The organism is Nonomuraea harbinensis (genome assembly GCF_019396385.1).
GTDB lineage: Bacteria > Actinomycetota > Actinomycetes > Streptosporangiales > Streptosporangiaceae > Nonomuraea > Nonomuraea ferruginea.
The window spans coordinates 63,237-88,324 of record NZ_JAHKRN010000011.1; the positions used below are offsets into that span (position 1 = coordinate 63,237).

Consider the following 25,088-nt stretch of genomic DNA (forward strand, 5'->3'; position numbering starts at 1 on the left):
AGGTCCCTTGGGAAATCAGGCCGTACGGCGACACCGGAGTGGGCGGCACGCGCAGGCGCGGTGAGTAGTGTTGAGCCGTGCTGCGTCAGGCTCTACTCGCCGTCTCCCGGAGCGCGCGCGCCGAGCGCGTCATCTCCACCTCGCCGCTGACCCGCGACGTGGTCAGGCGCTACGTCGCCGACGACATCGCCCGCACGGTCGCCGAGCTGACCCGCAGGGGCCTGCTCGTCACCGTCGACCACCTGGGCGAGGACGTCCACGACAGGGCGCAGGCGGAGGGCGCCGTCCGGGCCTATCTGGAGCTGCTGCGGGTGCTGCCCGAAGGCGCCGACGTGTCGGTCAAGCTCACCGCGCTCGGGCTGCGGCTATCGGAGCAGCTCGCACTCGACAACGCCGCCACCATCTGCGAGTCCGCCGCGCTGCGGGGCATCACGCTGACCCTCGACGCCGAGGAGCACGACACCATCCCCGGCCTCCACTCCATCCACACCACCCTGCGCAAGGAGCACCCCGGCGTGGGCGTGGTGGTGCAGGCCTACCTGCGCGACTCGGCCGAGCGCTGCGTCAAGCTGGACGGGGCCAGGGTGCGGCTGTGCAAGGGGGCCTACACCGCGCCGGGCGCCTACACCTCGGCGGCCGACATCGACCGCTCGTACGCGCGCTGCCTCAGGGTGCTGATGGGCGGCACCGGCTATCCGATGGTCGCCACCCACGATCCGCGGCTGATCGGCATCGCCGCCACCCTGGCCGTGCTGGAGGGGCGCGACCACCACGGGTTCGAATACCAGATGCTGTACGGGGTGCGCCCGGACGAGCAGGAGAGGCTGGCCGCGCAGGGCGCCCGGATGCGGGTCTACGTTCCGTACGGCGCCGACTGGTATGCCTACCTCATGCGCAGGCTCGCCGAACGCCCCGCCAACCTGGCGTTCTTCGCCCGGTCGCTGCTGTCGCGGGGCTGACCGGAGACGCCGGTAGGCTGCGACCGGCGTCTAATGCGTGAGGGGCATCTGATGATCGCGATTCTCGGCACCGGCAAGATGGGCGAGGCCCTGCTGTCCGGGATGCTGCGGGCCGGGTTCAAGCCGGGCGACGTGCTGGCCACGGTGCGCCGGCCGGAGCGGGCGCGGGCGCTGGCCGAGACCTACGGGGTGCGCGCCGTCTCCAACGCCGAGGCCGCCAAATCGGCCGGCACGCTCATCCTGGCGGTCAAGCCGCAGGACATGGGCTCGCTGCTCGACGAGATCGCCCCCCACCTGCCCGCCGACCGCCTGGTGATCAGCGCCGCGGCCGGCATCACCACGGCCTTCGTGGAGCAGCGGCTGGGGCACGAGACGCCGGTGGTCAGGGTCATGTCCAACACGCCCATCAAGTTCGACGAGGCGATGAGCGTGATCTCCGCGGGCGCGTACGCGGGGGAGGACCACCTGCGGCGCACCGAAGACCTGCTGCGGCCGGTCGGCAAGGTGCTGCGCATCCCCGAGTCGCAGCAGGACGCCGCCACGGCGCTGTCGGGCAGCGGGCCGGCCTACTTCTTCTACCTGGTGGAGGCCATGGTCGACGCCGGGATCCTGCTGGGCATGCCCCGGGCGGCGGCGCTCGACATGGTCACCCAGTCGATCGTGGGCGCGGCCGTCATGCTCCGCGACTCGGGCGAGCACCCGGTGATCCTGCGCGAGGCGGTCACCTCCCCGGGCGGCACCACGATCGCGGCCATCGCCGAGCTGGAGCGCCACAGCGTGCGCGCGGCCTTCCTGGCGGCCATCGAAGCGGCCCGCGACCGGGGCCGCGAGCTCGCGTCGGGCTGACCCGAGGTCAGGCGTCGCGCCGCCGCATCAGCACGGCGCCCGCCAGCATGGCCGCGGCGACCCAGACGAGGTAGACCGCGAACCCGCTCCACGGGCCCAGGGAGCCGGTGCTCTGGCCGGACACGATCAGCGCGCCGGCGTTCGTGGTGAAGTGTTCGGACACGGTCCTGCCCCACTCGCCGGGGAGCTGGGTGGTCAGCGGGGGCAGCACCAGTATCAGCGCGATGGCCGACACGATCGCGCCCGGCGTGTGCCGGATCAGCGTGCCCAGCCCCAGCCCGAACAGCCCGCACGCGGTCAGGTAGAGGGAGGACCCGAGCGCCGACCGCACCACCTCGCCCGCTTCGACGGAGGCCGGCTGGAAGATCGCCAAGCCGACGCCGATCGCGCCGGCCGACGCGAGCAGGCAGACGACCAGCGAGACCGCCGTGAACACCACGATCTTGCCGGTCAGCAGGCTCATCCGCCGGGGCACGGCCATCAGCGAGGTGCGGATGGCCCCGGTGCGGTATTCGCTGGAGATCACCAGCACACCCAGGGCGGCCATGGCCAGCGCGGCGAGCGACGCCCCCTGCAAACTGACGATCACCGCCTGCTCGCCCGGGACCGGCCCGTCGGCCGTGCTCCTGACCGAGGCGCTGAGAAGGGCGGAGACGCCCAGCATCAGCACGACGGTGGTGGCGAGGGTCCACAGCGTGGACCGCACCGATCGGATCTTGGTCCACTCGGACCGGAGGACATCGGTCATGACGTGTACTCCAAGCTGTCTTTGGTGAGCTCCATGTAGGCGGCTTCGAGCGAGGGCTTGACGAACGTCAGCTCCTCCAGCGGCAGCCCCGCCCTGGCGGTCATCGTGCCGATCTCCAGCGGCGACACCCCGGTCACCCGCAGGTGGTCGGTGTGGAGCTCGCCCACCTTGACCAGCTCGGCCACCTCGGCCAGCCGGGGCGAGCGCACCAGCACGTAGCCCTGCGAGCTGCGCCCGATGAACTCCGGCACGCTCGTGTCGGCGATCAGCCGGCCCTTGCCGATGACGATCAGGTGGTCGGCGGTCTGCGACATCTCGCTCATCAGATGGCTGGAGACGAAGACCGTGCGGCCCTCGGCGGCGAGCCCGCGCATCAACGTGCGGATCCACAGGATGCCGTCGGGGTCGAGCCCGTTGACCGGCTCGTCGAAGAGCAGGATCTCCGGGTCGCCCAGCAGGGCCGCGGCGATGCCGAGACGCTGCGACATGCCCAGCGAGAAGCCGCCGACGCGGCGTCCGGCGACGTTGCCCAGCCCGACGAGCTCCAGCACCTCCTCGACCCGGGCGGCCGGGATGCCGTTGCTCTGCGCGATGGCCAGCAGGTGGTTGCGGGCGCTGCGCCCGCCGTGGACGGCCTTGGCGTCGAGCAGCGCGCCCACCTTGCGCAGCGGGTGGCGCAGCTCCTGGTAGGGCTTGCCGTCGACCAGCACGGACCCGCCCGACGGGTGGTCGAGGCCGAGGACCATGCGCATCGTCGTCGACTTGCCCGCGCCGTTGGGCCCCAGGAACCCGGTCACCCGGCCGGGATCCACGTCGAACGACAGGTCGGTCACCGCCATGGTCTTGCCGTAGCGCTTGCTCAGGTTGGTTGCCCGAATCGCGGTCATGGACCCAGCATGATCGCCCTGAAGATCGTTATCGTCGGCCCGGGGTACGGTTCCGGCCCGGCCCCATAGGACCGTGGTCCTACTCTCCCGGGCTGACGAGCGCGGCCTCGTACGCCACGATCACCGCCTGGGCGCGGTCGCGCACCTCGATCTTGGCGAACAGGCTCGTCACGTGGTTCTTGATCGTGGACGGGGAGACGCCCAGCCCGGCGGCGATCTCCGCGTTGGACAGGCCACGCGCGATCAGCGTCAGGATCTCCCGCTCGCGGTCGGTGAGCGCGTCCAGCCTGCCGGCCCCGCGCGACGCGGAGCGCCGGGGCTCGGGGGCCCGCACGAACGTGCCGATCAGCCGGGTGAGCAGCCGGGGCGCGAGCGCCGCCTCCCCGCTGTGCACCACCCGCACGCCCTCGACCAGCTCCTCCGGCGAGACGTCCTTGGGCAGGAATCCGCAGGCGCCCGCGCGCAGCGCCGCGACCACGTTCTCGTCCAGGTCGAAGGTGCTCAGCGCGAGCACCCGCACGCCCGGCTGCCCGCCGATGATCAGCTCCGTGGCGCGCACCCCGTCCAGGCCGGGCATGTGCAGGTCCATCACCACCACGTCGGGTTGCAGCTCAGCGCTGAGCCGCACGGCCTCCGCGCCGTCGCCCGCCTCGCCCACCACGGTCAGGTCCGGCTGCGCGTCCAGCATCAGCCGGAAGCCCTTGCGGACCAGCGCGTGGTCGTCCACCAGCAACACAGAGATCACGTCTTCTCCAGGGGGATGCGCGCGTGCACGCGGAAACCGCCTTCCTCACGGGGGCCGGTCGACAACCGCCCGCCGCACAGCGCCACGCGCTCGGCCATGCCGCCGAGCCCGAACCCGGCCGGGGCGGCCGGCTGCTTGGACGCGCCGTCGTCGAGCACCTCGACCTCGATCGCCGCGCTCTCGTACGACAGGCGCACGGTCGCGCGGGCGCCCACCGAGTGCTTGCGCGTGTTGGTGAGCGCCTCCTGCACGATCCGGTAGACCGCGTGGTCGACCGCGGTGGGCAGCGCCACCGGCTCGCCCCGCACGGTCAGGCGGGCGGGCAGCCCCGCGGTGCCCGCCTCCTCGACCAGCGCGGGCAGCCGGTCGGTGCCCACCCCGGTCGCCGCGTCGGCGCCGCCGCCGCCGTCGGCCCGCAGCACGTCGAGGAGCTGGCGCATCTCGGCCAGCGCCTGCCGGGCCGTCTGCTCGGCGCCCTGGAGGGCGTCACGGGCGACCTCCTGCTCCGGCGGGAGCGTGGCCCTGGCGCCGCCCACCAGCGCGTTGATCACGCTCAGGTGGTGGGCCACCACGTCGTGCAGCTCACGGGCGATGCGCCGCCGCTCGGCCCGCACCGCCGCGTCGGCCGCCTCCCGCTGCGCCCGCTCGCGCAGCTCCGCGCGGATCCGGACGAACTGGCCCAGCCCTACCGGAATCCCGACAGTGAACAGGCCCGCCAGCAGGATCCCCAGAGGGTCGCCCGCCGGGGACGGCCTGGCCACGAGGATCAGCGCGGCCGCGTACAGGAGGGCGCCGGTGCCGCCGGCGATCGCGGCCCTGCGCCCGTCCAGGTAACGGCCCAGGCTGTAGAGGCCGATCAGCAGGATCGGGCTGCCGGAGGCGACCCCGAGGAAGGTGGCGGTGATGTCCAGCCCGAGCAGCAGGGCGGCGGTCAGGACCGGCCGCTCGCGCCGCATCAGCAGGACCGGGACGGTGATCAGGTAGAGCGTGGCGAAGATCAGGCCCTCGCCCCGGGTCAGCCAGATGGCGAGGGCGGCGACGACCCCCGGCGCGGCGAGCACGACCACGAGCGTGACGTCGAAGACCCGTGGGCGTCGTAAGAACAACCACGCGTCCCGGGCCCGCTGCCGAACGCCCATGATCCGATGTTACGGAATTTTCTCCGCCATTGCCGGGGGAGGTGTCTGGACGCCTGCCGTTGACGCTGCGGTAACGTCACCTCAAGGCGAGGGAAACGGGAGCATGCATGAGCCAGCCGGCGCGGGTCATCTGGGACGACGCCCTCATCTCCTACGACTTCGGCCCCGACCATCCGCTGGCGCCCGTCCGGGTCGAGCTGACGATGGCGCTGGCCAGGGAGCTCGGCGTGCTCGACAAGGTCGAGGTCGCGCCGTGCGCGCCCGCCACCGACGACGAGCTGGCGATGGTGCACGACCCCGGCTACATCGAGGCCGTCAAGCGCGTCTCGGCCACCGGCCGGCCCGACCTGTCGGCGGGGCTCGGCACGTCCGACAACCCCGCCTTCGCGGGCGTCCACGAGGCGTCCGCGCTGATCGCCGGCGCCTCGCTCGCCGCCGCCCGCGCGGTCTGGGAGGGTACGGCCGGGCACGCGGTCAACGTGGCAGGCGGGCTGCACCACGCGATGGCCGCCACGGCCAGCGGGTTCTGCGTCTACAACGACCCCGCCCTGGCCATCGCCTGGCTGCTGCGGCAGGGCGCGGGCCGCGTCGCCTACGTGGACGTCGACGTCCACCACGGCGACGGCGTGCAGGCGCTGTTCTACGACGACCCGCGGGTGCTGACGATCAGCCTGCACGAGAGCCCGCGCACGCTCTTCCCCGGCACCGGGTTCCCCGGCGAGACCGGCGCCGACGGCACCGCCGTCAACGTGGCGCTCCCGGCGGGCTGCGGCGACACCGGCTGGCTGCGCGCCTTCGACTCGGTGGTGCCGCCGCTGCTGCGCGAGTTCCGGCCTGACGTCCTGGTCACCCAGCACGGCTGCGACAGCCACGCGCTCGACCCGCTCGCCCATCTGATGCTGAGCGTCGACGGCCAGCGCACCGCCTACGCCTACCTCCACCGGCTGGCCCACGAGACGGCGGGCGGCCGCTGGATCGCGACCGGCGGCGGGGGTTACGAGCTGGTGCAGGTGGTGCCCCGGGTGTGGACCCATCTGATCGCCGAGGTCGCCGGCCACCCGATCGACCCCGCCACGCCGACCAGCGAGGCCTGGCGGCGTCTCGTACGCGAGCGCACGGGCGAGCTGCCGCCGCTGACCATGACCGACGGACGGACCCCGGAATTCCAGGATCTCTCCGGTGGTTATGATCCAGCGGACCCCATCGACCGTGCGATCATGGCGACCAGAAACGCGGTGTTCCCGCTGCACGGCCTCGATCCGATGCCCTAAGGAAGACCAGTGCTGAGCCGCGATCGACTCCGCGAGCATCTCGTCCAGACCCGCATCGCCGGGGAGGTCGCGACCTCCCGCGAGAACAACCTGGACCACTACAGCTCGCTCGCCAACCGCGACCCCTACTACATGCTGGGGCTGACGTTCGAGCAGCCGTGGCGCTTCCGCGACGTGCTCGCGCTCATGGCCAAGGCCGCGGGCGTGGTCGCCGACCCGGGCCACCGCTGGGGCCAGGACACGATCGACCCCGACCTCACCGTCGACGCGCTCGACGCCATGGCCGACCGGATCGCCGCCGCGCTGTCGCGGCCCGGCCCGCGGCTGCTGTTCGCCACCGGCCATCCCACCGGGCTGCTGGCCATCCACCTGCCGCTGGCGCGGCTGGCGCTGGAGCGCGGGGCGACGCTGCTGTGCCCGGCCGAGGGCTGGACGTACGCGGGGTCCGGGTTCGGCCGCCCGCGCCGGCTCCGCTATCTCGGCGACGTCGCCATGCTCGACGACAAGGGCGCGTTCGTGCACACGCACGACGCGGCCCCGATGGAGCACATGCTGGCCGAGCTGGGAGACGAGCGGCCCGATCTGGTTATCGCCGACCACGGGTGGGCAGGGGCAGCGGGAGAGGCGGGAGTGCCCACTGTGGCATTCGCCGACAGCAACGACCCCGGCCTCTTCGTGGGAGAGGCCGAGGGCAAGATCGAGGTGGTGGTGCCTTTGGACGACAACGTGCTACCCCGCTACTACGCACCGCTCACGGAGCGCCTCGTCACACGAGTCACAGCTGCCCTATGAGTTGAAATCGGTCATCCTCATACCGTCGTTTCGCCCCTGCATTCCCAGGGACTCACTGTCACTTTGCCAACTTTTGATGAGGCGTGGGCGACTCTTATAGGTGACCGTTTGGACAGGTCCAACGGGTGTGCGGGCGGCTGAAGAGGGCGGCTGGCCAGCATTTTCGCGGATTCGCCTGACAGGCGGATCCATCGGCTGAGAAACTAGGGGGTTTGCGCACTCGGAGTCCCGACTTACGCTGACAGCAGTACACGTGCGTGAGCAATGGCACCAGTGGGGATAACCCGGAAACACGTGCGGAAGAGGCGTCCGATGGGTGCAGGCGAAAGACCTCTCAGTGAGGTGAAGTTCCTGACCGTGGCTGAAGTGGCCACAGTCATGCGAGTGTCGAAGATGACTGTCTACCGACTGGTGCACTCGGGAGAGTTGCCGGCCATCCGTGTCGGCCGCTCGTTCCGGGTGCCGGAGCAGGCGGTGCACGACTATCTTCGCGAGGCCTACATCGAGGCCGGATGAGTCACGAGTAGCGGTGTGCCGCGGCACGCCGTGAATGCAGTCGCGGGAGAGACCCGGCCGCGGCGCGCGGCCGGGCTTTCACCCCCGAGGGGCGATCTACCATGGATCGCCGGTAGTCTGTGAGCCTGCGTGCGCTCGCACGCTGTTTTCGACGTGCTACCAAGACCTGGGGGTCCCGTGGGCTCTGTGATCAAGAAGCGCCGCAAGCGGATGGCCAAGAAGAAGCACCGCAAGCTGCTCAAGAAGACGCGCATCCAGCGGCGTAACAAGAAGTAGACGACGCAGCTGCGAGGCGCAGATGACCCACACCGTGCTCGTCACCGGGGTCTCGCGCCACATCGGCGCCCGGGTGGCGAGCGTTCTGGCCGCCGATCCTGACATCAGCCGTGTCATCGGAGTGGACACCGTGCCGCCCCCCTCGCTCACCCGAGACGGCGGCATCCCCCTCGGCCGGACCGAGTTCGTCCGGGTTGATCTGCGCAGCCCCGACATCGCCGGGGTGTTCGCGGCCGCCGACGTCGACACCGTCGTGCACATGAGCCTGGTGAGCGCTCCGTCCAGGAGCACCGGCCGGGCAGCCATGAAAGAGCACAACGTCATCGGCACCATGCAGCTGCTCGGCGCCTGCCAGCGGTCGGCGACCGTGCGGCGCGTGGTGGTCCGCTCCACCACGGCCGTCTACGGCTCCTCGCCCCGTGACCCCGCGGTGTTCACCGAGGACCTGGAGCCGCCCGACAGCCCGAGCCACGGCTACGCCAAGGACGCCGTGGAGGTCGAGGGCTACGTGCGGGGTTTCGCGCGCCGGCGTCCCGACGTCAGCGTTTCGCTGCTGCGTTTCGTCAACTTCATGGGGCCGGGCGTCGACTCGCCGCTGACCCGATATTTCACCCAGCCGGTGCTGCCGACGGTGCTCGGCTTCGACCCGCGGCTGCAGTTCGTCCACGAGGATGACGCGGTCGAGGTGCTGCGCCGGACGGCGACCGAAGACCACCCCGGCACGTTCAACGTGGCCGGGGCCGGCGTGCTGCTGCTGTCGCAGTGCGTGCGCCGGGCCGGGCGGCCGGCCCTGGCGATGCCGTCGCCCGCGTTCCAGCTGCTGGGCAACGTCGCGCGCGGCGCCGGGCTGGTCGAGTACTCGCCCGAGCAGCTCCGCCTGATGCGCCACGGCCGCGCGGTCGACACCGGCGCGCTGGAGTCGGAGCTGGGCTGGCGGCCCAAGTTCACCACCGCGGCGGCGTTCCACGACTTCCTGAGCTCGCGAGGGCTGCAAACCGTCGGAGGTGCCCGCTGGTGAGCGTCCCCCACGAGGCGGAGGACGCCACGGTCGTCCCGATCAGCGCCGCCCCGTCCTATCCCCGCGACCCCGGCGACGACGGCCCGCTCGCCGGGCTGCTGGAGTTCCTGCGGCGGCGGCTGACCGGCGACTACGAGGTGGACGAGTTCGGCTACGACGCCGAGCTGACCGACAAGGTGCTGCTGGAGCTGCTGCGGCCGATCTACCACCACTGGTTCAGGGTCGAGGCGCTGGAGGTGGCGAACGTCCCCGTGGAGGGCGGCGCGCTGGTCGTGGCCAACCACGCCGGCACCCTCCCGGTCGACGCGCTGATGATGCAGGTCGCCCTGCACGACGAGGCGGGCAGGGCGCTGCGGCTGCTCGGCGCCGACCTGGTCTACCAGCTGCCGCTGCTCAGCCACCTGTCGCGCAAGACCGGCCACACGCTCGCCTGCCGCGAGGACGCCGACCGGCTGCTGCGCAAGGGCGAGCTGGTCGGGGTGTTCCCCGAGGGCTTCAAGGGCGTCGGCAAGCCGTTCTCCGAGCGCTACAAGCTGCAGCGGTTCGGCCGCGGCGGCTTCGTCGCCTCCGCCATCAGGGCCGGGGTGCCGATCGTGCCGACGGCGATCGTGGGCTCGGAGGAGATCTACCCGAAGATCGGCGAGGTGCCGTTCCTGTCGCGGCTGCTCGGGCTGCCCTACGTGCCGATCACTCCGTTCTTCCCGCTGCTGGGCCCGCTCGGGCTGGTGCCGCTGCCGTCGAAGTGGCTGATCGAGTTCGGCGAGCCGATCCGTACGGACGAGTACGACCCCGGCGCGGCCGACGACCCGATGCTGGTGTTCAACCTCACCGACCGCGTCCGCGAGGTCATCCAGCAGATGCTCGACCAGCTCAGGCTGCGCCGCGGCCACGCCTTCCCGCCCTTCCTCTAGCGACGGCCGCCCGGCGTGAACCCGGACGGCGGGTTGTGGCAAGACATCTCCGACCGATCCCCCACAGAAGGGCGGAGATGATCACTCAACCCGCCACCCGGGATGCGGACGCCGAGCTCATCAGCGCCTCGCTGACCGAACCCGAGGCCTTCGCCGAGCTGTTCGACCGCTACTCCGGCATGCTCTACAGGTACGTCTCACGCCGCCTGGGCCCCGGCGGTCCCGCCGAGGACCTCGTCGGCGAGACGTTCCTGGTGGCCTTCTCCCGCCGAGGCAGCTACGACCTCGCCCACGCGGACGCCAGACCGTGGCTGTTCGGCATCCTCACCAAGCTCGTCTCCCGGCACCACCGCACCGAGGCCGCCCGCTACCGGGCCCTGCGGCGCGCCCCCGTCGAACCGGACGTGGAGTCGCCGGCCGACCGGGTGGCCGCCGGGGTGACCGCGCAGGCCGCCGGTCCCGGGCTCGCCAGCGCGCTGGCCGCGCTGCCCGCCAAGGACCGCGACGTGCTGCTGCTCATCGCCTGGGGCGATCTCACGTACGAGGAGGCCGCGCGGGCGCTCGGCGTCCCGATCGGCACCGTGCGCTCCCGCCTCAACAGGGGCAGGCGGAAGGTCCGCGCGGCGCTCGGCGACACCAACCCGATGCTGGGAGAGGAGTGACGATGGACGACCTCAAGCTGCTCAGGGACTTCGGCAGGCGGCTGGAGCACGAACCCCCGGCGACGCTGGTGCGCCAGCGGGAGCGACTGCTGGGCGCGGTGGAGGGGCGGCCGCGCCGCCGGTGGTTCGGCTGGATGGCCGCCGGGCTGGTCGCCGTCGCCACCGTGGCCACGGTCGCGGCCGTGGCGGTGCCGGCGCTGCTGCTCGGGGACTTGCGGCGGACGGCGCAGCATCCGGTGGGAGCGCGACCCGCCAAGGTGACGGAGGCGCTGAACGTGCTGCTGGTGGGCACCGACAAGGGGTCGGCCCCGCGCATGGCCGACGACAAGGGGCGTACCGACTCGATCATCCTGCTGCACCTGCCCGCCGACAGGAAGCGGACCACGGCGGTCAGCATCCCGCGCGACTCGCTCGTCCAGCTCCCCGCCTGCGGATCGGCGCCCGCCCGCACCGACCTGATCAACTCCGCGTACAACAGAGGAGGGCTGACCTGCACCGTGAAGGCCGTGGAGAGCCTGACGGACGTGCGGATCGACCACATGGCGGAGGTGGACTTCGCCGGGTTCGGGCGGCTCGTCGACGCGCTCGGCGGTATCGAGGTGACGCTGAAGCGGGCCGTCGACGATCCGAAGGCCAAGCTGACGCTCCCGGCGGGCAAGAGCCTGCTGGACGGTGAGCGGGCCGTCGGCTACATGCGGCTGCGCTCCGTCGGCGACGGCTCCGACATCGCCCGGATCAAGCGCCAGCAGACCGTCATCCGGGCCATGGCGAAGAAGGCCGGGCAGGTCCTGGACGAGCCCGCGAAGCTCAAGACGCTGGCGTCCGTGGTGGCCGACTCGGTCACGACCGACACCGAGCTCGACGTCGAACGGATGATCGGGATCGCCATGAGCCTGCACGACAGCACCGTCAAGCTGGTCACGGTGCCGTGGATCCCCCACCCGGAGGACCGGAACAGGATCGCCTGGAAGCAGCCCGAGGCGGAGAAGTTGTTCGCCTCGTTGCGTTAGCGGTCGCGGTAGAGCCTGCGCAGCGCGATGCCGGCGGCGACCCCGCCGGCCACCGCGCCCAGCCCGGCCGCGATGGGCAGCGCGGTCAGCGTCGCCTTCCGGCCGGTGCGGAAGTCCTTGATCGGCCAGTCGTGCTTCTTGGCGTGCTCGCGCAGCTCGCTGTCGGGGTTGATGGCCACCGGGTTGCCGACCAGCGACAGCATCGGCAGGTCGTTGGAGGAGTCGCTGTAGGCGGTGCAGCGCGTCAGGTCGAGGCCCTCGCGGCGGGCCAGCGCGCGCACCGCCTCGGCCTTGGCCGGGCCGTGGAGCAGGTCGCCGACCAGCCGGCCGGTGTAGACGCCCTCGCTGGTCTCGGCGACGGTGCCGAGCGCGCCGGTCAGGCCCAGCCGCTGGGCGATCACGCGGGCCAGCTCGACGGGGGTGGCGGTCACCAGCCACACGCGCTGGCCGCGGTCGAGGTGGCTCTGCGCGAGCGAGCGGGTGCCGGCCCAGATGCGGTCGGCCATGACCTCGTCGTAGATCTCCTCGCCGAGCCGCACCACGTCGTCGACCTTCGCGCCCGCGACGAACGCCAGCGCGGTCTCGCGGGCGACCGCGATGTGCTCGGGGTTCTCGCTGCCGCGCAGCCGGAACGCCGCCTGGCCGATCGCGAACTTGAACAGGTCGCCGGTGTCGAACATGCCGCGGGTGGCCAGGCCCCTGGCGAAGTGGTAGATGGAGGCGCCGCGCATCATGGTGTTGTCGACGTCGAAGAAGGCCGCCGCCTCCAGATCGGGCTCGGCCGGCGGCACGACGACCGCTGCCGCCGCCGCGGCCTCGCCGGCGATCTCGGCCTGGGCACCGTGCCGTCGTCGTATTACCCGCCACATGCGCTTCAGCTTACCCAGATGGGGGCACGAGACCTTCGATGTAGTCGAGGTACCCGACGGCCTGGTCGTGCTCGTCACCGTCGAGTTGCTCGATCATCGGCTCGACCATGTTCTTCTGCTCTTCGGCGAACTCGCTGATCTTGGGGGAGCGGGGTTCGGCCCGTTCCAGCCGGGTGACGCCCGCGCGGGTCGACTGCTCCATCTCCTTGAGCGTCCGGCCCACCAGCGGGCCCTCGCCGGCCTCGCCGAGCAGCTGGGCGACCTCCCTGGCGCGGGTGTTGGCCGACACCAGTTCGCGCTCGGCCCGTACCACGTCGTCGGTGCTGAGACGGACGAGCGTGCTCTCGGCGGCGCGCTTGAGCGGGTAGAGCGTGTCGCCGGGCACCGCCCGGTAGGTGGAGATCATCGACACCATCATGGTGACGGCCACCCCGGCGGAGGCGAGCTGCCCGAGCCAGGGGCGCCTGCGCCGGGGCCGCCGGTGCGCGTGCCTGCCGCGCCGCGGCGGCGGGCCGGAGGCGGGCGTGGCGGCACGCAAGACCGCACGGGAGGCGGCGCGGGAGGAGGCACGGGAGGAGGCACGGTCGGCGGAGGCGAGATCGGCGCGCAGGCGCTCGCGGAAGGCCGGGTCGGGACCACCGCCGAGCGGGAGCCCGCTCAGCTCGGTGAGATGGCCGAGCACCCGTTCGCGCGATCTGCGCGCCCTGTTCATGACCGCTCCCTCGACGCCTGGCGGCGTTGCCGTGACACCTGCCTAACGACGGTGCGTGGCAGCGGGTTACGCAAGGTCGTGCTTGAGCGCTCTGGCCAGCGCGCGCACGGCCCGGAACTGCAGCGCTTTGATCGCTCCACTCTTCTTCCCCATGATCAGCGCGGTCTCCGCGAGGGACAGGCCGTGCAGGAAACGCAGCACCACGCACTCCTGCTGTTCCGGATTGAGATCGCGGACCGCGCGCAGCACCCGGTCGTTGATGATGGCGTTCACCACCGCGTTCTCCGGGATGTGGGCCCCGTCGAGCGGGACGTCGAGCACCTCGCCGGTGGAGATCTCCAGCCGGTAGCGGCCGGATTTGTAATGGTCGGTCACCAGGTTCCTGGCGATCGTCACGAGCCAGGCGCCGAAGTCGCGGCCCTGCCAGGTGAAGTCGGTGATCCGGCGGAGCGCGCGCAGGAAGGTCTCGCTGGTCAGGTCCTCGGCGAGCGGGTGGGAGCCGACCCGGAAATAGATGTAGCGGTAGACGAGGTCCACATATCGGTCGTAGAGCGTGCCAAAGGCGTCCGAATCTCCGGTCTTGGCATGCAGCACCAGGGTGCGCAGGTCGTCGTCGGCGGCGGTCGTGTCACGGTTTTCGCGCACGTCAGGCTCGGTCGTCCGGGCGGGCGCGGCGACGGCCGGCGCGAGCAACCCGGAGAACGGCCATGAGTCAGGCATCCGGAATCCCTACGGGTAAGGGTGCGGCGTGCTCGAACACTCTAGAAATCAACCGGAAATTGCACAATCCACTTGCCCATGGCATGACTTCCAGTAAGCGGCAGATACGGTGTGGTCCAACCCGTTCCCTCTTCGGCTACCGGCTCGGAGGCTTTGTCCGGCAGCATGGGAGACACCATGGAGATCCTCGTCGCCGTCATCGCTTTCGCAGGTTCGCTCTTGGCCGCCATCGCCACCGGCGCCCTGGTCAGGCGGCTGCGTGAGGAGCCAGAGGGCTGGTTGATCGCCTGGACCGTCGCGGCCGCGGCGCTGTGCCTGTCACTCGGCGTGATCGGGATCGGACATCTGGTCGGGTTCGGGGCCGCCACGTTCAGGATCTATCAGCTGACCGGGTCGCTGGTGGCGCCGCTCTGGATGGCGGTCGGGCTGGTTCAGCTCCTGTCGGAGAAGACGCCGCCGAGGTTCGTGGCGTGGCTGTTCGGCATCGCCTACACGGTCACGGCCTCGGTGATCCTCATGGTCGACCCGCTCATCTCCGACGAGATGGGCAAGACCCTCCCGACGGGGGGCGACCACTGGGCGATATTCCCCCACTACCTGCTGATCGGCGCGCACGTGCTGACCGCCCTGATCATGGCGGCCGGCGTGGTGATCGCCGCGCTGCGGTGGCGCGACGGCGACGAGTACGACACCGACAACCTGCACGCATCGCTGGTCGTCGTGCCGTCCGGGCTGGCCCTGGTGGGCGCGATGCGGTTCTCGGTGCCCGGCGTGTTCACGACCGTGCTGCTGATCGTCGCCGCCGCCGCGATCTGGTACACGGTGCTGCGCCCGCTGGCCCCGTACGAGGACGACGACGACTTCGACGACGAGCCGCTGGAGGAACGGCGGCCGGTGGGGCGGCGGACGGAGCCCGAGCCCGTCGCGAGCCCGCAGGGGCACGCCCAGGTCCCGCCGCGGCCGCGCCGGTCCGGGCTGGGCGACCTGGTGGCCGAGTACCGAGCGACGGGGGAGACCGACTACGCGGCCCGGATGACGCCGGGCGACCGCGGCCCGTCCACGGGGGAGACCGGGCGCATGGGCCCGCCCGAGACCGGCTACGCGGCCCGCATGCCGCCGGCTGACGCGGGCCCCTCGACCGGATACGTGATGAACGGCCGCACGGACCACGCGAGGCCGCCCCAGTCCTCGCCGATGGCCGCCGACGGGCCTGCCACCGGCGCCTTCTACCCGGGGGCCGACGTGTTCGCGCCGCGCGTGCCGGTGACCGGCCCGCAGCCCACCCTCCAGCCCTCCGCCCAGCCCCCCGCTCAGCCCGCTGCCCAGCCGGCCGGGCAGGGCTCCTCCGGGAGGCTGTCGCCGAACATCTACGGCATCCTCACCGTCTTCACGCTCATGGACGGCGCCGGCGCCGCGTTCGACCGGCTGGCCGAGCAGACCGTCGAGGCGGTGCGCAGGGGCGAGCCCGACACGCTGGTGTACGCCTGTCACGCGGTCAAGTCGGCGCCCCTGCAGCGCATCGTCTACGAGATCTACCGCGACGAGGTGGCCTACCGCGACCACCAGCGCCAGCCGCACGTCGAGCGGTTCGTCAGCGAGCGTCAGGCGATGGTGCTCGCCACCAACGTCATCGAGCTGGACATCAGCGCGGCCAAGGTCGTGCCGCTGCCGACAGTGATGTTCTAGACAGTGATGTTCTAGACAGTGATGTTCTAGACAGTGATGTTCTAGACAGTGATGTTCTAGACAGTGATGTTCTAGACAGTGATGTTCTAGACAGTGATGTTCTAGTCGGCCAGCGCCGCGCGCAGCCGGTCTTCGGAGACACGCCAGAAGTCGTGCTGGACACCGTCGACCAGGGTCACCGGGATCATCTCCCCGTAGCGCTCGCGCAGCTCGTCGGAGGTCTCGATGTTCACCTCGGACCACGGTACGCCCAGCTCGCCGGCGACCCGGGCGATGATCTCCCGGGCGTCCTCGCACAGGTGACAGCCAGGCTTGCCGATGAGGGTGATGCGATGCATGTCACCCACCGTAGCGCCCCTTGCCGGAGCGCTGACTTTGTGCATCGGTTCACAAAGGGATTAACCTGAAAGACGGTTCCATCCCGCCACGCGGCTCACCGCCGCCCGTTCCCCTGGAGCTCCCGCAGGTGAAGAGTCCGTCCCACCCCCGCGATCGCGGCATCCCCGAGGCTACGGTCGCCAGGCTGCCGTTGTACCTGCGGGCGCTGCACTTGATGGCGGAGCGGGGGATCGCGACGGTCAGCTCGGAGGACCTCGCCTCCGCGGCCGGGGTCAACTCGGCCAAGCTCCGCAAGGACCTGTCGCACCTGGGCTCCTACGGCACCCGCGGCGTCGGCTACGACGTGGAGTACCTCGTCTACCAGATCTCCCGTGAGCTGGGCCTGACGCAAGACTGGGCCGTCGCCATCGTCGGCATCGGCAACCTCGGCCGCGCGCTGGCCAACTACGGCGGCTTCGTCTCCAGGGGTTTCCGCGTCGCCGCGATGTTCGACGCCGACCCCGAAGTCGTGGGCGACACCATTGCGGGGTTGAATGTTGAACATATTGATGCGCTAGAAGCCGCGATCAAGCGGCGTGGAGTCTCGATCGTGGTTCTGGCTACACCGGCGGCGGCGGCACAGGAAGTGTGCGATCGTGTGGTTGCGGCTGGCGTCACCAGCATCCTCAACTTCGCTCCGGTGGTCCTCACCGTCCCGGACACCGTCGACGTCCGGAAGGTCGACCTTTCCATCGAGCTGCAGATTCTGGCGTTCCACGAGCAACGCAAGGCTGGGGGGCCACTCATGGCAGTGGACACGCAATGAGCGTTCTGGCGATCGGCCTGAGCCACCGGACCGCCCCGGTGGCCATGCTGGAACGCGTGTCCGTGACCGGCGACGCGCTGACCAAGCTGCTGCACGACGTGCAGGAAGACCTGTGCGTGGCGGAGACCTTCGTGGTCTCGACCTGCAACAGGGTCGAGGTCTACACCGCCGTCGACCGCTTCCACGCGGCCGTCTCCGCCGTCACCGGGCTGCTCAGCCGCCACTCCGGCGTGCCCGTCGACGAGCTGACCCCGCACCTTTACGTGCACTACGAGGAGCAGGCCGTCGAGCACCTGTTCTCCGTCGTGTGCGGCCTCGACTCGATGGTGGTCGGCGAGGGCCAGATCCTCGGCCAGGTACGCCAGGCGCTCAAGCTCGCCCAGAAGCACGGCACCGTCGGCGCCACCCTGAACGAACTGGCCCAGCACGCGCTGCGGGTCGGCAAGCGGGCCCAGACCGAAACCGGCATCGACAAGGCCGGCGCCTCCCTGGTGAGCGCCGGCCTGGCGCTGGCCGGCGAGCTGGCCGGACGGCGCGCGCTGGTGGTCGGCGCGGGCTCGATGAGCTCCCTGGCCGCCGTGACGCTCGCGCGCGCAGGGGTGACCGACATCGTCATCGCCAACCGTACGTACGAGCGCGGCGCCCGGCTGGCCGCGTCCGTCGGCGGCCGGGCGGTGGAGTTCGGCGCGGTCGGCCGCGAGCTGGCCGACGCCGACCTCGTCATCACCTGCACCGGCGCCGGCCGCCACGTGATCACCGCCGACATGGTGACGCGCGGCGCGTTCCTGCTCGACCTGGCGCTGCCCCACGACATCGACCCGGCCGTGCGCGCCGTCCCCGGCGTCACCCTGGTCGACCTGGAGACCATCCACGAGTCCGGCATCGGCTACCGTGAGGGCGACGCGGTGCGTTCCGCGCGCTGGCTCCTCGCCGAGGAGCTGACCGCCTACCTCGACGCCGCCCGTGCCTCCCGCGTCACCCCGACGGTGGTGGCGCTGCGCAGCAAGGCCGCGGGGGTGGTCGAGTCCGAGCTGGGCAGGCTGATGATGAGGGTGCCCGGCCTGGACGAGAAGACCAGGGACGAGGTGACCCTGACCGTGCAGAGGGTCGTCGACAAGCTCCTGCACGAGCCCACTGTGCGTGTCAAGCGGCTCGCCACCTCTCCTGGAGGCGATCATTATGCGGAAGCGCTGCGCGAGCTGTTCGACCTGGATCCGAAGATGCCCGAAGCCGTAAGGGAGGTAGAGCTGTGACCCCGCAGCCCTTGAAGCTGGGCACCCGTCGCAGCCTGATGGCCACGACGCAGTCGCGGATGGTCGCCGACGCCTACACAGAACACACCGGACGCGCCATCGAGCTCGTCGGCGTCACGACGTTCGGCGACGTGAGCAAGGCCCACCTGGCCCAGCTCGGCGGCACCGGCGTGTTCGTCAGCGCGCTGCGCGACAAGCTGCTCGAAGGCGAGATCGACTTCGCCGTCCACTCCCTGAAGGACCTGCCGACCAAGCCCGACCCGCGTATCGAGCTGGCCGCGCTCCCCACCCGCCACGACCACCGCGACGCGCTCGTCGGCCCGGCCAAGTTCGCCGACCTGCCGCCGGGCGCCCGCGTCGGCACGGGCTCGCCGCGCCGCGTCGCCATGCTCCGCGCGCTCCGTCCCGACCTGGAGTACGTGCCGATCCGCGGCAACGCCGAGACCCGCATCGGCAAGATCGCCGCCGGCGAGCTGGACGCGGTCGTGCTCGCCTCGGCCGGCCTCACCAGGATCGGGCGGACCGCCGAGATCGCCGAGATCTTCGAGGTCGACCGGGTGCTGCCCGCCCCGGGCCAGGGCTCGCTGGCCGTGGAGTGCCTCGCCGACCGGGCCGACATGGTCGAGTTCCTCGGTCAGCTCGACGACCCGCGGACCCGCTCCGCGGTGGCCGCCGAGCGGGCCATCCTGGCCGCGCTCGAAGCGGGCTGCTCTGCCCCTGTGGGTGCTTTCGGGCTCGATGACGGGCAGACTCTCAACCTGACCGCCGCGGTCGTCGCTGTCGACGGCCGTCAGGCGGTGCGCAAGTCCACCGCCGGCTCTCCTTCGGAGGCGGAAGATCTGGGTCGCCGGCTCGCGGCCGAGATGCTTCGCGAAGGGGCCGACAGATTGATGGGGGAGCATTCCCATTGAGCTCCGATAGTCCTACCTCCGGTTTCGTCGCGTTCGTTGGCGCCGGGCCCGGTGATCCCAACCTCCTCACGCTGCGTGGCGCCGAGCTGCTCGGCAAGGCAGACGTCGTCGTTCCGGGTGTGGAGGCCCACCGGTCCCTGCTCCGTCACAGCCGGCCCGAGGTGGAGGTGACCGAGGGCGACTACCTCGGCCACGCCGCCGCCGGCCGGCTCGTCGTGCGCCTGTGCGAGGGCGACCCGATGCTGTTCTCCTCGGTCTCCGAGGAGGTCGCGGCCTGCGCCGCGGCTGAGGTGGACTTCGAGATCGTGCCCGGCGTGCCGTCCGCGACCGCCGTGCTCGCCTACGCGGGCATCCCCTCCGCGATGTCGACGCCGGAGTTCCGCGTCGTCGACGCCGCCCGGGAGCAGGACTGGGCCTCCCACGCCGCCTGCCCCGGCACGCTCGTCATCTACAACGGCCTGCCCGAGGCCGTGGCCATCGGCAAGGCGCTGATCGGCGGGGGCAAGCCCGACACCACTCCGGTGGCCGTCACCGCTTCAGGCACCACCACCGAGCAGCACACCGTGGTGTCCACCCTCGGCAGGCTGCAGGCCGACCTCAAGCACGCCGCGCTGGCCGAGCCCGCCCTGATCACGGTGGGCGAGGCCGTCCGCATGCGCAACACGCTGTCGTGGTTCGAGACCAAGCCGCTGTTCGGCTGGCGGGTGCTGGTCCCGCGCACGAGGGAGCAGTCCCAGGCCCTGTCCGAGCAGCTCGTCTCGTACGGCGCGGTGCCGGAGGAGGTGCCGACCATCTCGGTCGAGCCGCCGCGCACCCCGCAGCAGATGGACCGCGCCATCAAGGGCCTGGTCACCGGCCGCTACGAGTGGGTGGTCTTCACCAGCGCCAACGCCGTCAAGGCGGTGCGGGAGAAGTTCGAGGAGTACGGGCTCGACGCGCGTGCCTTCGCCGGGCTCAAGGTCGCCGCGGTCGGCGACGCCACCGCGCGGGCGCTGATCGAGTTCGGCGTCCGGCCCGACCTGCTGCCCTCCGGCGAGCAGTCGTCGGAAGGGCTCGTGGACGAGTGGCCGCCGTACGACTCGATGCTCGACCCGATCAACCGGGTGCTGCTGCCCAGGGCCGACATCTCGACCGACACGCTCGTCGCCGGGCTCACCGAGCTCGGCTGGGAGTGTGACGACGTCACCGCCTACCGCACCGTGCGGGCCGCGCCGCCGCCCGCCCCGATCCGCGAGGCGATCAAGGGCGGCGGCTTCGACGCCGTGCTGTTCACCTCGTCCTCGACCGTACGCAACCTCGTCGGCATCGCCGGCAAGCCGCACAACGTCACGATCATCGCCGTGATCGGGCCGCAGACGGCCAAGACGGCCGAGGAGTTCGGGCTGCGCGTGGACGTCATGGCGAGCAAGCCCTCCGCCTCGGCCCTGGCGACAGCGCTGGCGGAGTTCGGCGCCAAGCAGCGGTCGGCGGCGCTCTCCGCCGGCGACACCCCGCGCAAGCCGTCCCAGAACCGCAGGGGCGCCAGAAGGAGGGCCAAGTGAGCGCCGAGTTCCCCGTCGCCCGCCCGCGCAGGCTGCGCCGCACCCCGGCGCTGCGCAGGATGGTGGCCGGCACCCGCCTGCACCCCGCCGACCTGATCCTGCCCCTGTTCGTCAAGGAGGGCATCGCGGAGCCCCACCCGGTCGGCTCCATGCCCGGCGTCTACCAGCACAGCCGCGACTCGCTGCGGAAGGCCGCGCTCGACGCGGCCGAGGCCGGCGTCGGCGGGCTGATCCTGTTCGGCGTGCCCGCCGTCAAGGACGCCCGCGGCTCGGCCGCCGACGACCCCGGCGGCATCCTTCAGGTGGCGCTGCGCGACGTGAGCGCCGAGGTCGGCGACGCCATCGTGGTGATGGCCGACACCTGCCTCGACGAGTTCACCGACAACGGCCACTGCGGCATCCTCACCGAGAGCGGCGAGGTCGACAACGACGCCACCCTGGAGCGCTACGCGTCCATCGCGGTCGCGCAGGTCAGGGCCGGCTCCCAGATGGTGGCGCCGAGCGGCATGATGGACGGCCAGGTCGGGGCCATCAGGGCGGCGCTCGACGCCGACGGGTTCACCGGCGTCCCGATCCTCGCCTACACGGCCAAGTACGCCTCGGCCTTCTACGGGCCGTTCAGGGACGCCGCCGAGTGCGCGCCCCAGTTCGGCGACCGGGCCAGTCACCAGCAGGACCCGGCGGGCCCGCTGGAGGAGGCGCTCCGCGAGGCCAGGCTCGACCTGGCCGAAGGGGCCGACGCCGTCATGGTCAAGCCCGCGCTCGCCTACCTCGACGTCATCCGCCGCTTCCGTGACGAGGTGGACGTGCCCGTCGCCGCCTACCAGGTGAGCGGCGAGTACGCGATGATCGAGGCCGCCGCCGCCAACGGCTGGGTCGACCGCGACCGCATGATCATGGAGTCGCTGGTGTCGATCAAGCGCGCCGGGGCCGACCTGATCCTCACTTACTGGGCGACCGAGGTGGCACGCCGCCTCTAACCATGGGGTTCGGGTCATGTCCTGAGACGTGTGCGTTAGAGTGCCATAAGACGTGCTGGTGTGTCCCGCGTGTGCGCCAGGCCAGGAGACGGGACTGCCTCAGGCACGGTGACTTCGACGGGAGACACCATGGTGGGGGTACCTCTGGCTCGCCGTACCAGAAGGAAACCGCGGCATTCGCGGCTCGACGCCGTCCTCGGCTACGCCGCTCTGGGATGGCCGGCCGTGCCGGGCGCTCATCCGCTGCGCAACGGCCCCCGCGCCTGCTCGTGTGACCGCGTCGGCTGTCCCGACCCGGGCGCCCACCCGCTGTCGCCCGCCTGGAACATGCAGGCCACGACCGACACGGCGCAGCTCACCCGCTGGTGGCGCAACGACCCCGAGGCCAACGTCATCCTGCCCACCGGACGCGTGTTCGACGTGTTCGACGTGCCGCTCTCCACCGGCCTGTCGGCCCTCGCCAGGATCGACGCCGCCGGAGCTCCCTCAGGCCCGGTCGCCGCCAACGGCGACCGGGTCCTGTTCTATGTGGCCACCCGCGGCAACCCCGACGACGAGGACGAGTGGTGGTCCTGTCAGCTCGACTGTGACCCGGCCACCATCGAGGACACGCCTGGCCTGCGCTGGCACTGCCGCGACAGCTACGTCCTCGCCCCGCCGTCCACCCTCACCACCGGACAGCCCGTCTCCTGGCTGCGCACCCCCGACGGCCGCCCGCTCCCCGACCCGCTCCGCGTGCTGGAGTGGCTCGCCGACTAACCTGTTTCGCGTGAGCCGTACAAAGAACTCCGACGATCTGTTCGCCCGCGCCAGCGCCGTCGTGCCGGGCGGGGTGAACTCTCCGGTCCGCGCGTTCGGCGCGGTCGGCGGCACGCCGCGCTTCATGGTCTCCGGCCAGGGGCCCTACATCACCGACGCCGACGGCAACCGCTACGTCGACCTGGTGTGCTCGTGGGGTCCGATGATCCTGGGTCACCGGCACCCCGCGGTCGTGGAGGCGGTGGCCGAGGCGGCCTCGCGCGGCTTCTCGTACGGGACCGCGACCCCGGGAGAGGTCGAGCTGGCCGAGGAGATCGTGGCCCGGGTGGCGCCCGTGGAGAAGGTGCGGCTGGTCAGCTCCGGCACCGAGGCGACGATGAGCGCGGTGCGGCTGGCCCGCGGGTTCACCGGCCGGTCCAAGGTCGTCAAGTTCGCCGGCTGCTACCACGGTCACGTCGACGCGCTGCTGGCGTCGGCCGGGTCGGGGGTGGCCACGTTCGGGCTGCCCGACACGCCTGGCGTGACCGGCGCCTCGGCGGCCGACACGATCGTGCTGCCCTACAACGCGATCGACCTGGTCGAGCAGGCCTTCGAGGCGGCGGAGATCGCCTGCGTCATCACCGAGGCGTGCCCGGCCAACATGGGCATCGTGCCGCCGCTCGACGGCTTCAACAGCCGCCTGCGCGAGCTGTGCACCCGCCACGGGGCGCTGCTCATCGTGGACGAGGTCCTGACGGGCTTCCGCGTCTCGCGCTCCGGATGGTACGGGCTGGACCCGGTCGAGGCCGACCTGATGACGTTCGGCAAGGTCATGGGCGGAGGGCTCCCGGCGGCGGCGTTCGGCGGGCGCGCCGACGTCACGGCGCATCTGGCTCCCGAGGGTCCCGTCTACCAGGCGGGCACCCTGTCGGGCAACCCGCTGGCCTGCGCCGCCGGGCTGGCCACACTGCGCGCGCTCGACGACGCCGCCTACGCCGAGGTCGGCGCCGCCGCCCGCGCCGTCGCCGAGGCCGCCACCTCGGCGCTGACGGCCGCCGGCGTGCCGCACCGGCTGCAGACGGCGGGCAACCTGTTCTCCATCTTCTTCACCGACCGGCAGGTCACGGACTTCGCCGACGCCCAGACGCAGAACACGGCTGCCTACCGGGCGTTCTTCCACAGCATGCTCGACCAGGGGGTCTATCTGCCGCCGTCGGCGTACGAGGCGTGGTTCCTGTCGGCCTCCCACGGCGACGACGCGCTGGCCCGGGTCGCCGACGCCCTTCCCGCCGCCGCCAAGGCCGCCGCCGCGGTCCTCTGACGGGCGCCGCGCCGGAGCCCGGCCCCTCGGGTGTGAGGCGGTCTAGTCAGGTAGACGTGGGGTGAGACCGGCCGGGGCGGCGTGGTCCCAGAGGGCCGACAGCGGGGTGAAGAAGATCCGGTCGCCCGACGGCAGGTTCGTGTCGCCGAGGTGGAGCACGTACCCGGCGCGGAAGCGGTCGCCCAGGTTGTCCCTCAGCCAGCGCAGGTGCCGGGCGTCGTCCGGCTTGGGCGTGGCCGAGGCCTTGACCTCGATGCCGATGACGGTGCCGTCCCGGCGTTCCAGAATGAAATCGACCTCGCGTTTGTCCCGGTCTCGGTAGTGGCGCAGGGTGACGTGCCGCTGGGTGAACGTCGTCAGCTTGAGCAGTTCGGCGAAGACGAAGGTCTCGAGCAGCCCGCCGAGAGCCGGGTGGCCGGGTGCGCGCAGGGCTTCGGCGTCCACGTCGAGCAGGTAGGCGGCCAGGCCGCTGTCGGTGACGTAGGTCTTCGGCGCGTGCGTCACCCGGGAGGAGAAGTTGTTCGACCAGGCGGGCGCGGAGGCCACGAGAAAGACCGTCTCCAGGTAGGCGAGATAGGAGCGGACGGTCGCCGCGTCGAGCCCGAGGCTGTTGGCGAGCTGGGCCAGGACGAGCTGCCCGCTCGCGCGGGCGGCTACGAGAGCGATCAGGTCGGGGATCGAGCTCGCCTTGGTGACGTGCGCGAACTCGCGGATGTCGTGGGAGATCACGGTGTCGAGGTAGCCGCGGAACCAGGTGCGCAGGGCGAGAGGGGAACTGAGGCGAAGGACCTCGGGATAGCTGCCCTGGCAGATCAGCCGGAGGTAGTCCTCCCGCGTCCAGGCTGACCGCGGCTCGGTCACCGACGCTGGATCGGCGAACACCTGGTCGCAGAAGCCGCCTGTGCCGCCGGTGCGTTCGGCCACGGCGAAGGGCCACAGGTCGACGAAGGCCACCCGTCCCGCGAGAGACTCCGACAGGGTCGGCACGCTGAGGAATCGCGTGGACCCGGAGAGGACGAACTGGCCGGGGCGCCAGTCCTCGTCCACGACCTGCTTGATGGCCAGGACCAAGGCGTCGCCGGCTCGCTGGATCTCGTCGATGATGACGGGCTGCGGCTGCTGACGGGCGAAGGTCCGCGGATCGTCGCGGGCGATCGCGAGCTGTGACGGGTCGTCGAGTGCGGCGAAGGTGGCGTCGCCGAAGCGCCTGCACGATTGCAGGAGGGTCGTCTTGCCGCACTGGCGGGGGCCGTTGACCACGACGATCCGCAGCTCGCTGAGCAGCTCCCTGAGTCGGCTCGCGGCGAGCCGGGGCACGAGATCCATCTGACCTCCCACGTGCGCATTCGCGATCCGCGAACCACAGTCTCCCAGATCTGCCGGAGACTCAACCCCTGATTCGCGGGGCAAGTTTTCCCTGATCTGCCGTGCGG

Annotated in this window: 28 protein-coding genes; 18 read left to right on the forward strand and 10 right to left on the reverse strand. The window is 71.4% G+C overall.

The genetic code is table 11. The annotated features are described in order from the left end of the window. The first annotated feature begins 77 nt into the window (after window positions 1–77). Both KME79_RS14270 and proC read left to right on the forward strand, forming a co-directional pair. Window positions 78–959, forward strand: a complete 882-nt coding sequence (locus tag KME79_RS14270) for a proline dehydrogenase family protein (protein ID WP_148036333.1) — start codon at window positions 78–80, stop codon at window positions 957–959. A 51-nt stretch (window positions 960–1,010) separates the two neighbouring features. After that, complete coding sequence (gene proC / locus KME79_RS14275; protein ID WP_148036334.1) at window positions 1,011–1,805, forward strand: pyrroline-5-carboxylate reductase; 795 nt, start codon at window positions 1,011–1,013, stop codon at window positions 1,803–1,805. Between the two features lie 7 nt (window positions 1,806–1,812). Here proC and KME79_RS14280 read toward each other — a convergent pair whose 3' ends face one another. The 4 genes from KME79_RS14280 to KME79_RS14295 all read right to left on the reverse strand — a co-directional run bounded on the left by KME79_RS14280 (window position 1,813) and on the right by KME79_RS14295 (window position 5,324). Then, a complete protein-coding gene (locus tag KME79_RS14280) occupies window positions 1,813–2,553 on the reverse strand; it encodes an ABC transporter permease (protein WP_219544828.1) in 741 nt (246 codons plus the stop codon). Then, complete coding sequence (locus tag KME79_RS14285; protein ID WP_219544829.1) at window positions 2,550–3,440, reverse strand: ABC transporter ATP-binding protein; 891 nt, start codon at window positions 3,438–3,440, stop codon at window positions 2,550–2,552. The genes KME79_RS14280 and KME79_RS14285 overlap by 4 nt, the downstream gene beginning before the upstream one ends. Before the next feature lie 79 nt (window positions 3,441–3,519). Further along, on the reverse strand, window positions 3,520–4,185 hold the full coding sequence (locus KME79_RS14290) for a response regulator (protein ID WP_219544830.1): 666 nt from the start codon (window positions 4,183–4,185) through the stop codon (window positions 3,520–3,522). Further along, a complete protein-coding gene (locus tag KME79_RS14295; RefSeq protein WP_219544831.1) occupies window positions 4,182–5,324 on the reverse strand; it encodes a sensor histidine kinase in 1,143 nt (380 codons plus the stop codon). Before KME79_RS14295 ends, KME79_RS14290 begins: the two co-directional genes overlap by 4 nt. Window positions 5,325–5,431: 107 nt before the next feature. Here KME79_RS14295 and KME79_RS14300 point away from each other — a divergent pair, with 107 nt between their 5' ends. The 8 genes from KME79_RS14300 to KME79_RS14335 all read left to right on the forward strand — a co-directional run bounded on the left by KME79_RS14300 (window position 5,432) and on the right by KME79_RS14335 (window position 11,780). After that, window positions 5,432–6,595: an acetoin utilization protein AcuC gene (locus KME79_RS14300; protein WP_148036339.1), complete on the forward strand. Its 1,164-nt coding sequence runs from the start codon at window positions 5,432–5,434 to the stop codon at window positions 6,593–6,595. A 9-nt stretch (window positions 6,596–6,604) separates the two neighbouring features. Next, window positions 6,605–7,387, forward strand: a complete 783-nt coding sequence (locus KME79_RS14305) for a phosphatase (RefSeq protein WP_148036340.1) — start codon at window positions 6,605–6,607, stop codon at window positions 7,385–7,387. 312 nt (window positions 7,388–7,699) lie between these two features. After that, window positions 7,700–7,903 carry a helix-turn-helix domain-containing protein gene (locus KME79_RS14310; protein ID WP_026214222.1) on the forward strand — a complete coding sequence of 68 codons (204 nt, stop codon included), beginning with the start codon at window positions 7,700–7,702 and terminating at the stop codon, window positions 7,901–7,903. Between the two features lie 177 nt (window positions 7,904–8,080). Next, a complete protein-coding gene (locus KME79_RS14315) occupies window positions 8,081–8,179 on the forward strand; it encodes a 30S ribosomal protein bS22 (protein WP_018654693.1) in 99 nt (32 codons plus the stop codon). Between the two features lie 22 nt (window positions 8,180–8,201). Then, entirely contained in the window at window positions 8,202–9,197 is a 996-nt protein-coding gene (locus KME79_RS14320) for an NAD-dependent epimerase/dehydratase family protein (protein WP_219544832.1), read from the forward strand. Beyond that, window positions 9,194–10,108, forward strand: a complete 915-nt coding sequence (locus tag KME79_RS14325; RefSeq protein WP_219544833.1) for a lysophospholipid acyltransferase family protein — start codon at window positions 9,194–9,196, stop codon at window positions 10,106–10,108. The genes KME79_RS14320 and KME79_RS14325 overlap by 4 nt, the downstream gene beginning before the upstream one ends. Window positions 10,109–10,185: 77 nt before the next feature. Beyond that, complete coding sequence (locus tag KME79_RS14330; protein WP_148036343.1) at window positions 10,186–10,770, forward strand: RNA polymerase sigma factor; 585 nt, start codon at window positions 10,186–10,188, stop codon at window positions 10,768–10,770. 2 nt (window positions 10,771–10,772) lie between these two features. Next, window positions 10,773–11,780, forward strand: coding sequence for an LCP family protein (locus tag KME79_RS14335; RefSeq protein ID WP_148036344.1), 1,008 nt, complete (start codon window positions 10,773–10,775; stop codon window positions 11,778–11,780). Here KME79_RS14335 and KME79_RS14340 read toward each other — a convergent pair. The 3 genes from KME79_RS14340 to KME79_RS14350 form a co-directional block, all read right to left on the reverse strand. Beyond that, on the reverse strand, window positions 11,777–12,649 hold the full coding sequence (locus tag KME79_RS14340) for an HAD family hydrolase (protein ID WP_148036345.1): 873 nt from the start codon (window positions 12,647–12,649) through the stop codon (window positions 11,777–11,779). The two genes, KME79_RS14335 and KME79_RS14340, sit on opposite strands and share 4 nt — an antisense overlap. Before the next feature lie 10 nt (window positions 12,650–12,659). Continuing rightward, entirely contained in the window at window positions 12,660–13,361 is a 702-nt protein-coding gene (locus tag KME79_RS14345) for a DUF5667 domain-containing protein (protein ID WP_219544834.1), read from the reverse strand. Between the two features lie 66 nt (window positions 13,362–13,427). After that, on the reverse strand, window positions 13,428–14,081 hold the full coding sequence (locus KME79_RS14350; RefSeq protein ID WP_148036347.1) for a sigma-70 family RNA polymerase sigma factor: 654 nt from the start codon (window positions 14,079–14,081) through the stop codon (window positions 13,428–13,430). A 177-nt stretch (window positions 14,082–14,258) separates the two neighbouring features. On the opposite strand from KME79_RS14350, the gene KME79_RS14355 reads away from it, so the two are divergent. Beyond that, the gene (locus KME79_RS14355; protein WP_219544835.1) at window positions 14,259–15,767 is read left to right on the forward strand and encodes a putative quinol monooxygenase; all 1,509 of its coding nucleotides are present in this window, start codon (window positions 14,259–14,261) and stop codon (window positions 15,765–15,767) included. Here KME79_RS14355 and KME79_RS47420 read toward each other — a convergent pair. Together KME79_RS47420 and KME79_RS14365 are read right to left on the reverse strand one after the other, a co-directional pair. Next, complete coding sequence (locus KME79_RS47420; RefSeq protein WP_372452429.1) at window positions 15,724–15,930, reverse strand: pentapeptide repeat-containing protein; 207 nt, start codon at window positions 15,928–15,930, stop codon at window positions 15,724–15,726. The genes KME79_RS14355 and KME79_RS47420 overlap by 44 nt on opposite strands. Then, window positions 15,869–16,105 carry a glutaredoxin family protein gene (locus KME79_RS14365; protein WP_219544837.1) on the reverse strand — a complete coding sequence of 79 codons (237 nt, stop codon included), beginning with the start codon at window positions 16,103–16,105 and terminating at the stop codon, window positions 15,869–15,871. The genes KME79_RS47420 and KME79_RS14365 overlap by 62 nt, the downstream gene beginning before the upstream one ends. Before the next feature lie 128 nt (window positions 16,106–16,233). Here KME79_RS14365 and KME79_RS14370 point away from each other — a divergent pair, with 128 nt between their 5' ends. From KME79_RS14370 to hemL, 7 genes are all read left to right on the forward strand, one after another. After that, a complete protein-coding gene (locus KME79_RS14370; protein ID WP_148036350.1) occupies window positions 16,234–16,911 on the forward strand; it encodes a redox-sensing transcriptional repressor Rex in 678 nt (225 codons plus the stop codon). After that, a complete protein-coding gene (locus tag KME79_RS14375) occupies window positions 16,908–18,164 on the forward strand; it encodes a glutamyl-tRNA reductase (RefSeq protein ID WP_219544838.1) in 1,257 nt (418 codons plus the stop codon). Before KME79_RS14370 ends, KME79_RS14375 begins: the two co-directional genes overlap by 4 nt. Continuing rightward, the gene (gene hemC / locus KME79_RS14380; RefSeq protein ID WP_148036352.1) at window positions 18,161–19,075 is read left to right on the forward strand and encodes a hydroxymethylbilane synthase; all 915 of its coding nucleotides are present in this window, start codon (window positions 18,161–18,163) and stop codon (window positions 19,073–19,075) included. The genes KME79_RS14375 and hemC overlap by 4 nt, the downstream gene beginning before the upstream one ends. Then, window positions 19,072–20,616 (forward strand): bifunctional uroporphyrinogen-III C-methyltransferase/uroporphyrinogen-III synthase, encoded by a 1,545-nt coding sequence (locus KME79_RS14385; protein ID WP_219544839.1) that lies wholly within the window; start codon window positions 19,072–19,074, stop codon window positions 20,614–20,616. Before hemC ends, KME79_RS14385 begins: the two co-directional genes overlap by 4 nt. Next, complete coding sequence (gene hemB, locus KME79_RS14390) at window positions 20,613–21,596, forward strand: porphobilinogen synthase (RefSeq protein ID WP_219544840.1); 984 nt, start codon at window positions 20,613–20,615, stop codon at window positions 21,594–21,596. The genes KME79_RS14385 and hemB overlap by 4 nt, the downstream gene beginning before the upstream one ends. Window positions 21,597–21,725: 129 nt before the next feature. Then, entirely contained in the window at window positions 21,726–22,355 is a 630-nt protein-coding gene (locus KME79_RS14395) for a bifunctional DNA primase/polymerase (RefSeq protein WP_148036355.1), read from the forward strand. A 10-nt stretch (window positions 22,356–22,365) separates the two neighbouring features. After that, window positions 22,366–23,655 carry a glutamate-1-semialdehyde 2,1-aminomutase gene (hemL, locus tag KME79_RS14400; RefSeq protein WP_219544841.1) on the forward strand — a complete coding sequence of 430 codons (1,290 nt, stop codon included), beginning with the start codon at window positions 22,366–22,368 and terminating at the stop codon, window positions 23,653–23,655. Between the two features lie 42 nt (window positions 23,656–23,697). On the opposite strand, the gene KME79_RS14405 is transcribed toward hemL, so the two are convergent. Further along, window positions 23,698–24,981: an ATP-binding protein gene (locus tag KME79_RS14405; protein ID WP_219544842.1), complete on the reverse strand. Its 1,284-nt coding sequence runs from the start codon at window positions 24,979–24,981 to the stop codon at window positions 23,698–23,700. Between the last annotated feature and the right edge of the window lie 107 nt (window positions 24,982–25,088).

Excerpts from the sequence above, each read along its gene's own strand:
- proC (WP_148036334.1), top strand. The coding sequence starts at position 1,011 with ATGATCGCGATTCTCGGCACCGGCAAGATGGGCGAGGCCCTGCTGTCC.
- KME79_RS14280 (WP_219544828.1), bottom strand. The coding sequence starts at position 2,553 with ATGACCGATGTCCTCCGGTCCGAGTGGACCAAGATCCGATCGGTGCGG.
- KME79_RS14285 (WP_219544829.1), bottom strand. The coding sequence starts at position 3,440 with ATGACCGCGATTCGGGCAACCAACCTGAGCAAGCGCTACGGCAAGACC.
- KME79_RS14295 (WP_219544831.1), bottom strand. The coding sequence starts at position 5,324 with ATGGGCGTTCGGCAGCGGGCCCGGGACGCGTGGTTGTTCTTACGACGC.
- KME79_RS14300 (WP_148036339.1), top strand. The coding sequence starts at position 5,432 with ATGAGCCAGCCGGCGCGGGTCATCTGGGACGACGCCCTCATCTCCTAC.
- KME79_RS14310 (WP_026214222.1), top strand. The coding sequence starts at position 7,700 with ATGGGTGCAGGCGAAAGACCTCTCAGTGAGGTGAAGTTCCTGACCGTG.
- KME79_RS14320 (WP_219544832.1), top strand. The coding sequence starts at position 8,202 with ATGACCCACACCGTGCTCGTCACCGGGGTCTCGCGCCACATCGGCGCC.
- KME79_RS14330 (WP_148036343.1), top strand. The coding sequence starts at position 10,186 with ATGATCACTCAACCCGCCACCCGGGATGCGGACGCCGAGCTCATCAGC.
- KME79_RS14335 (WP_148036344.1), top strand. The coding sequence starts at position 10,773 with ATGGACGACCTCAAGCTGCTCAGGGACTTCGGCAGGCGGCTGGAGCAC.
- KME79_RS14340 (WP_148036345.1), bottom strand. The coding sequence starts at position 12,649 with ATGTGGCGGGTAATACGACGACGGCACGGTGCCCAGGCCGAGATCGCC.
- KME79_RS14345 (WP_219544834.1), bottom strand. The coding sequence starts at position 13,361 with ATGAACAGGGCGCGCAGATCGCGCGAACGGGTGCTCGGCCATCTCACC.
- KME79_RS14350 (WP_148036347.1), bottom strand. The coding sequence starts at position 14,081 with ATGCCTGACTCATGGCCGTTCTCCGGGTTGCTCGCGCCGGCCGTCGCC.
- KME79_RS14355 (WP_219544835.1), top strand. The coding sequence starts at position 14,259 with ATGGAGATCCTCGTCGCCGTCATCGCTTTCGCAGGTTCGCTCTTGGCC.
- KME79_RS14365 (WP_219544837.1), bottom strand. The coding sequence starts at position 16,105 with ATGCATCGCATCACCCTCATCGGCAAGCCTGGCTGTCACCTGTGCGAG.
- KME79_RS14375 (WP_219544838.1), top strand. The coding sequence starts at position 16,908 with ATGAGCGTTCTGGCGATCGGCCTGAGCCACCGGACCGCCCCGGTGGCC.
- KME79_RS14395 (WP_148036355.1), top strand. The coding sequence starts at position 21,726 with ATGGTGGGGGTACCTCTGGCTCGCCGTACCAGAAGGAAACCGCGGCAT.
- KME79_RS14405 (WP_219544842.1), bottom strand. The coding sequence starts at position 24,981 with ATGGATCTCGTGCCCCGGCTCGCCGCGAGCCGACTCAGGGAGCTGCTC.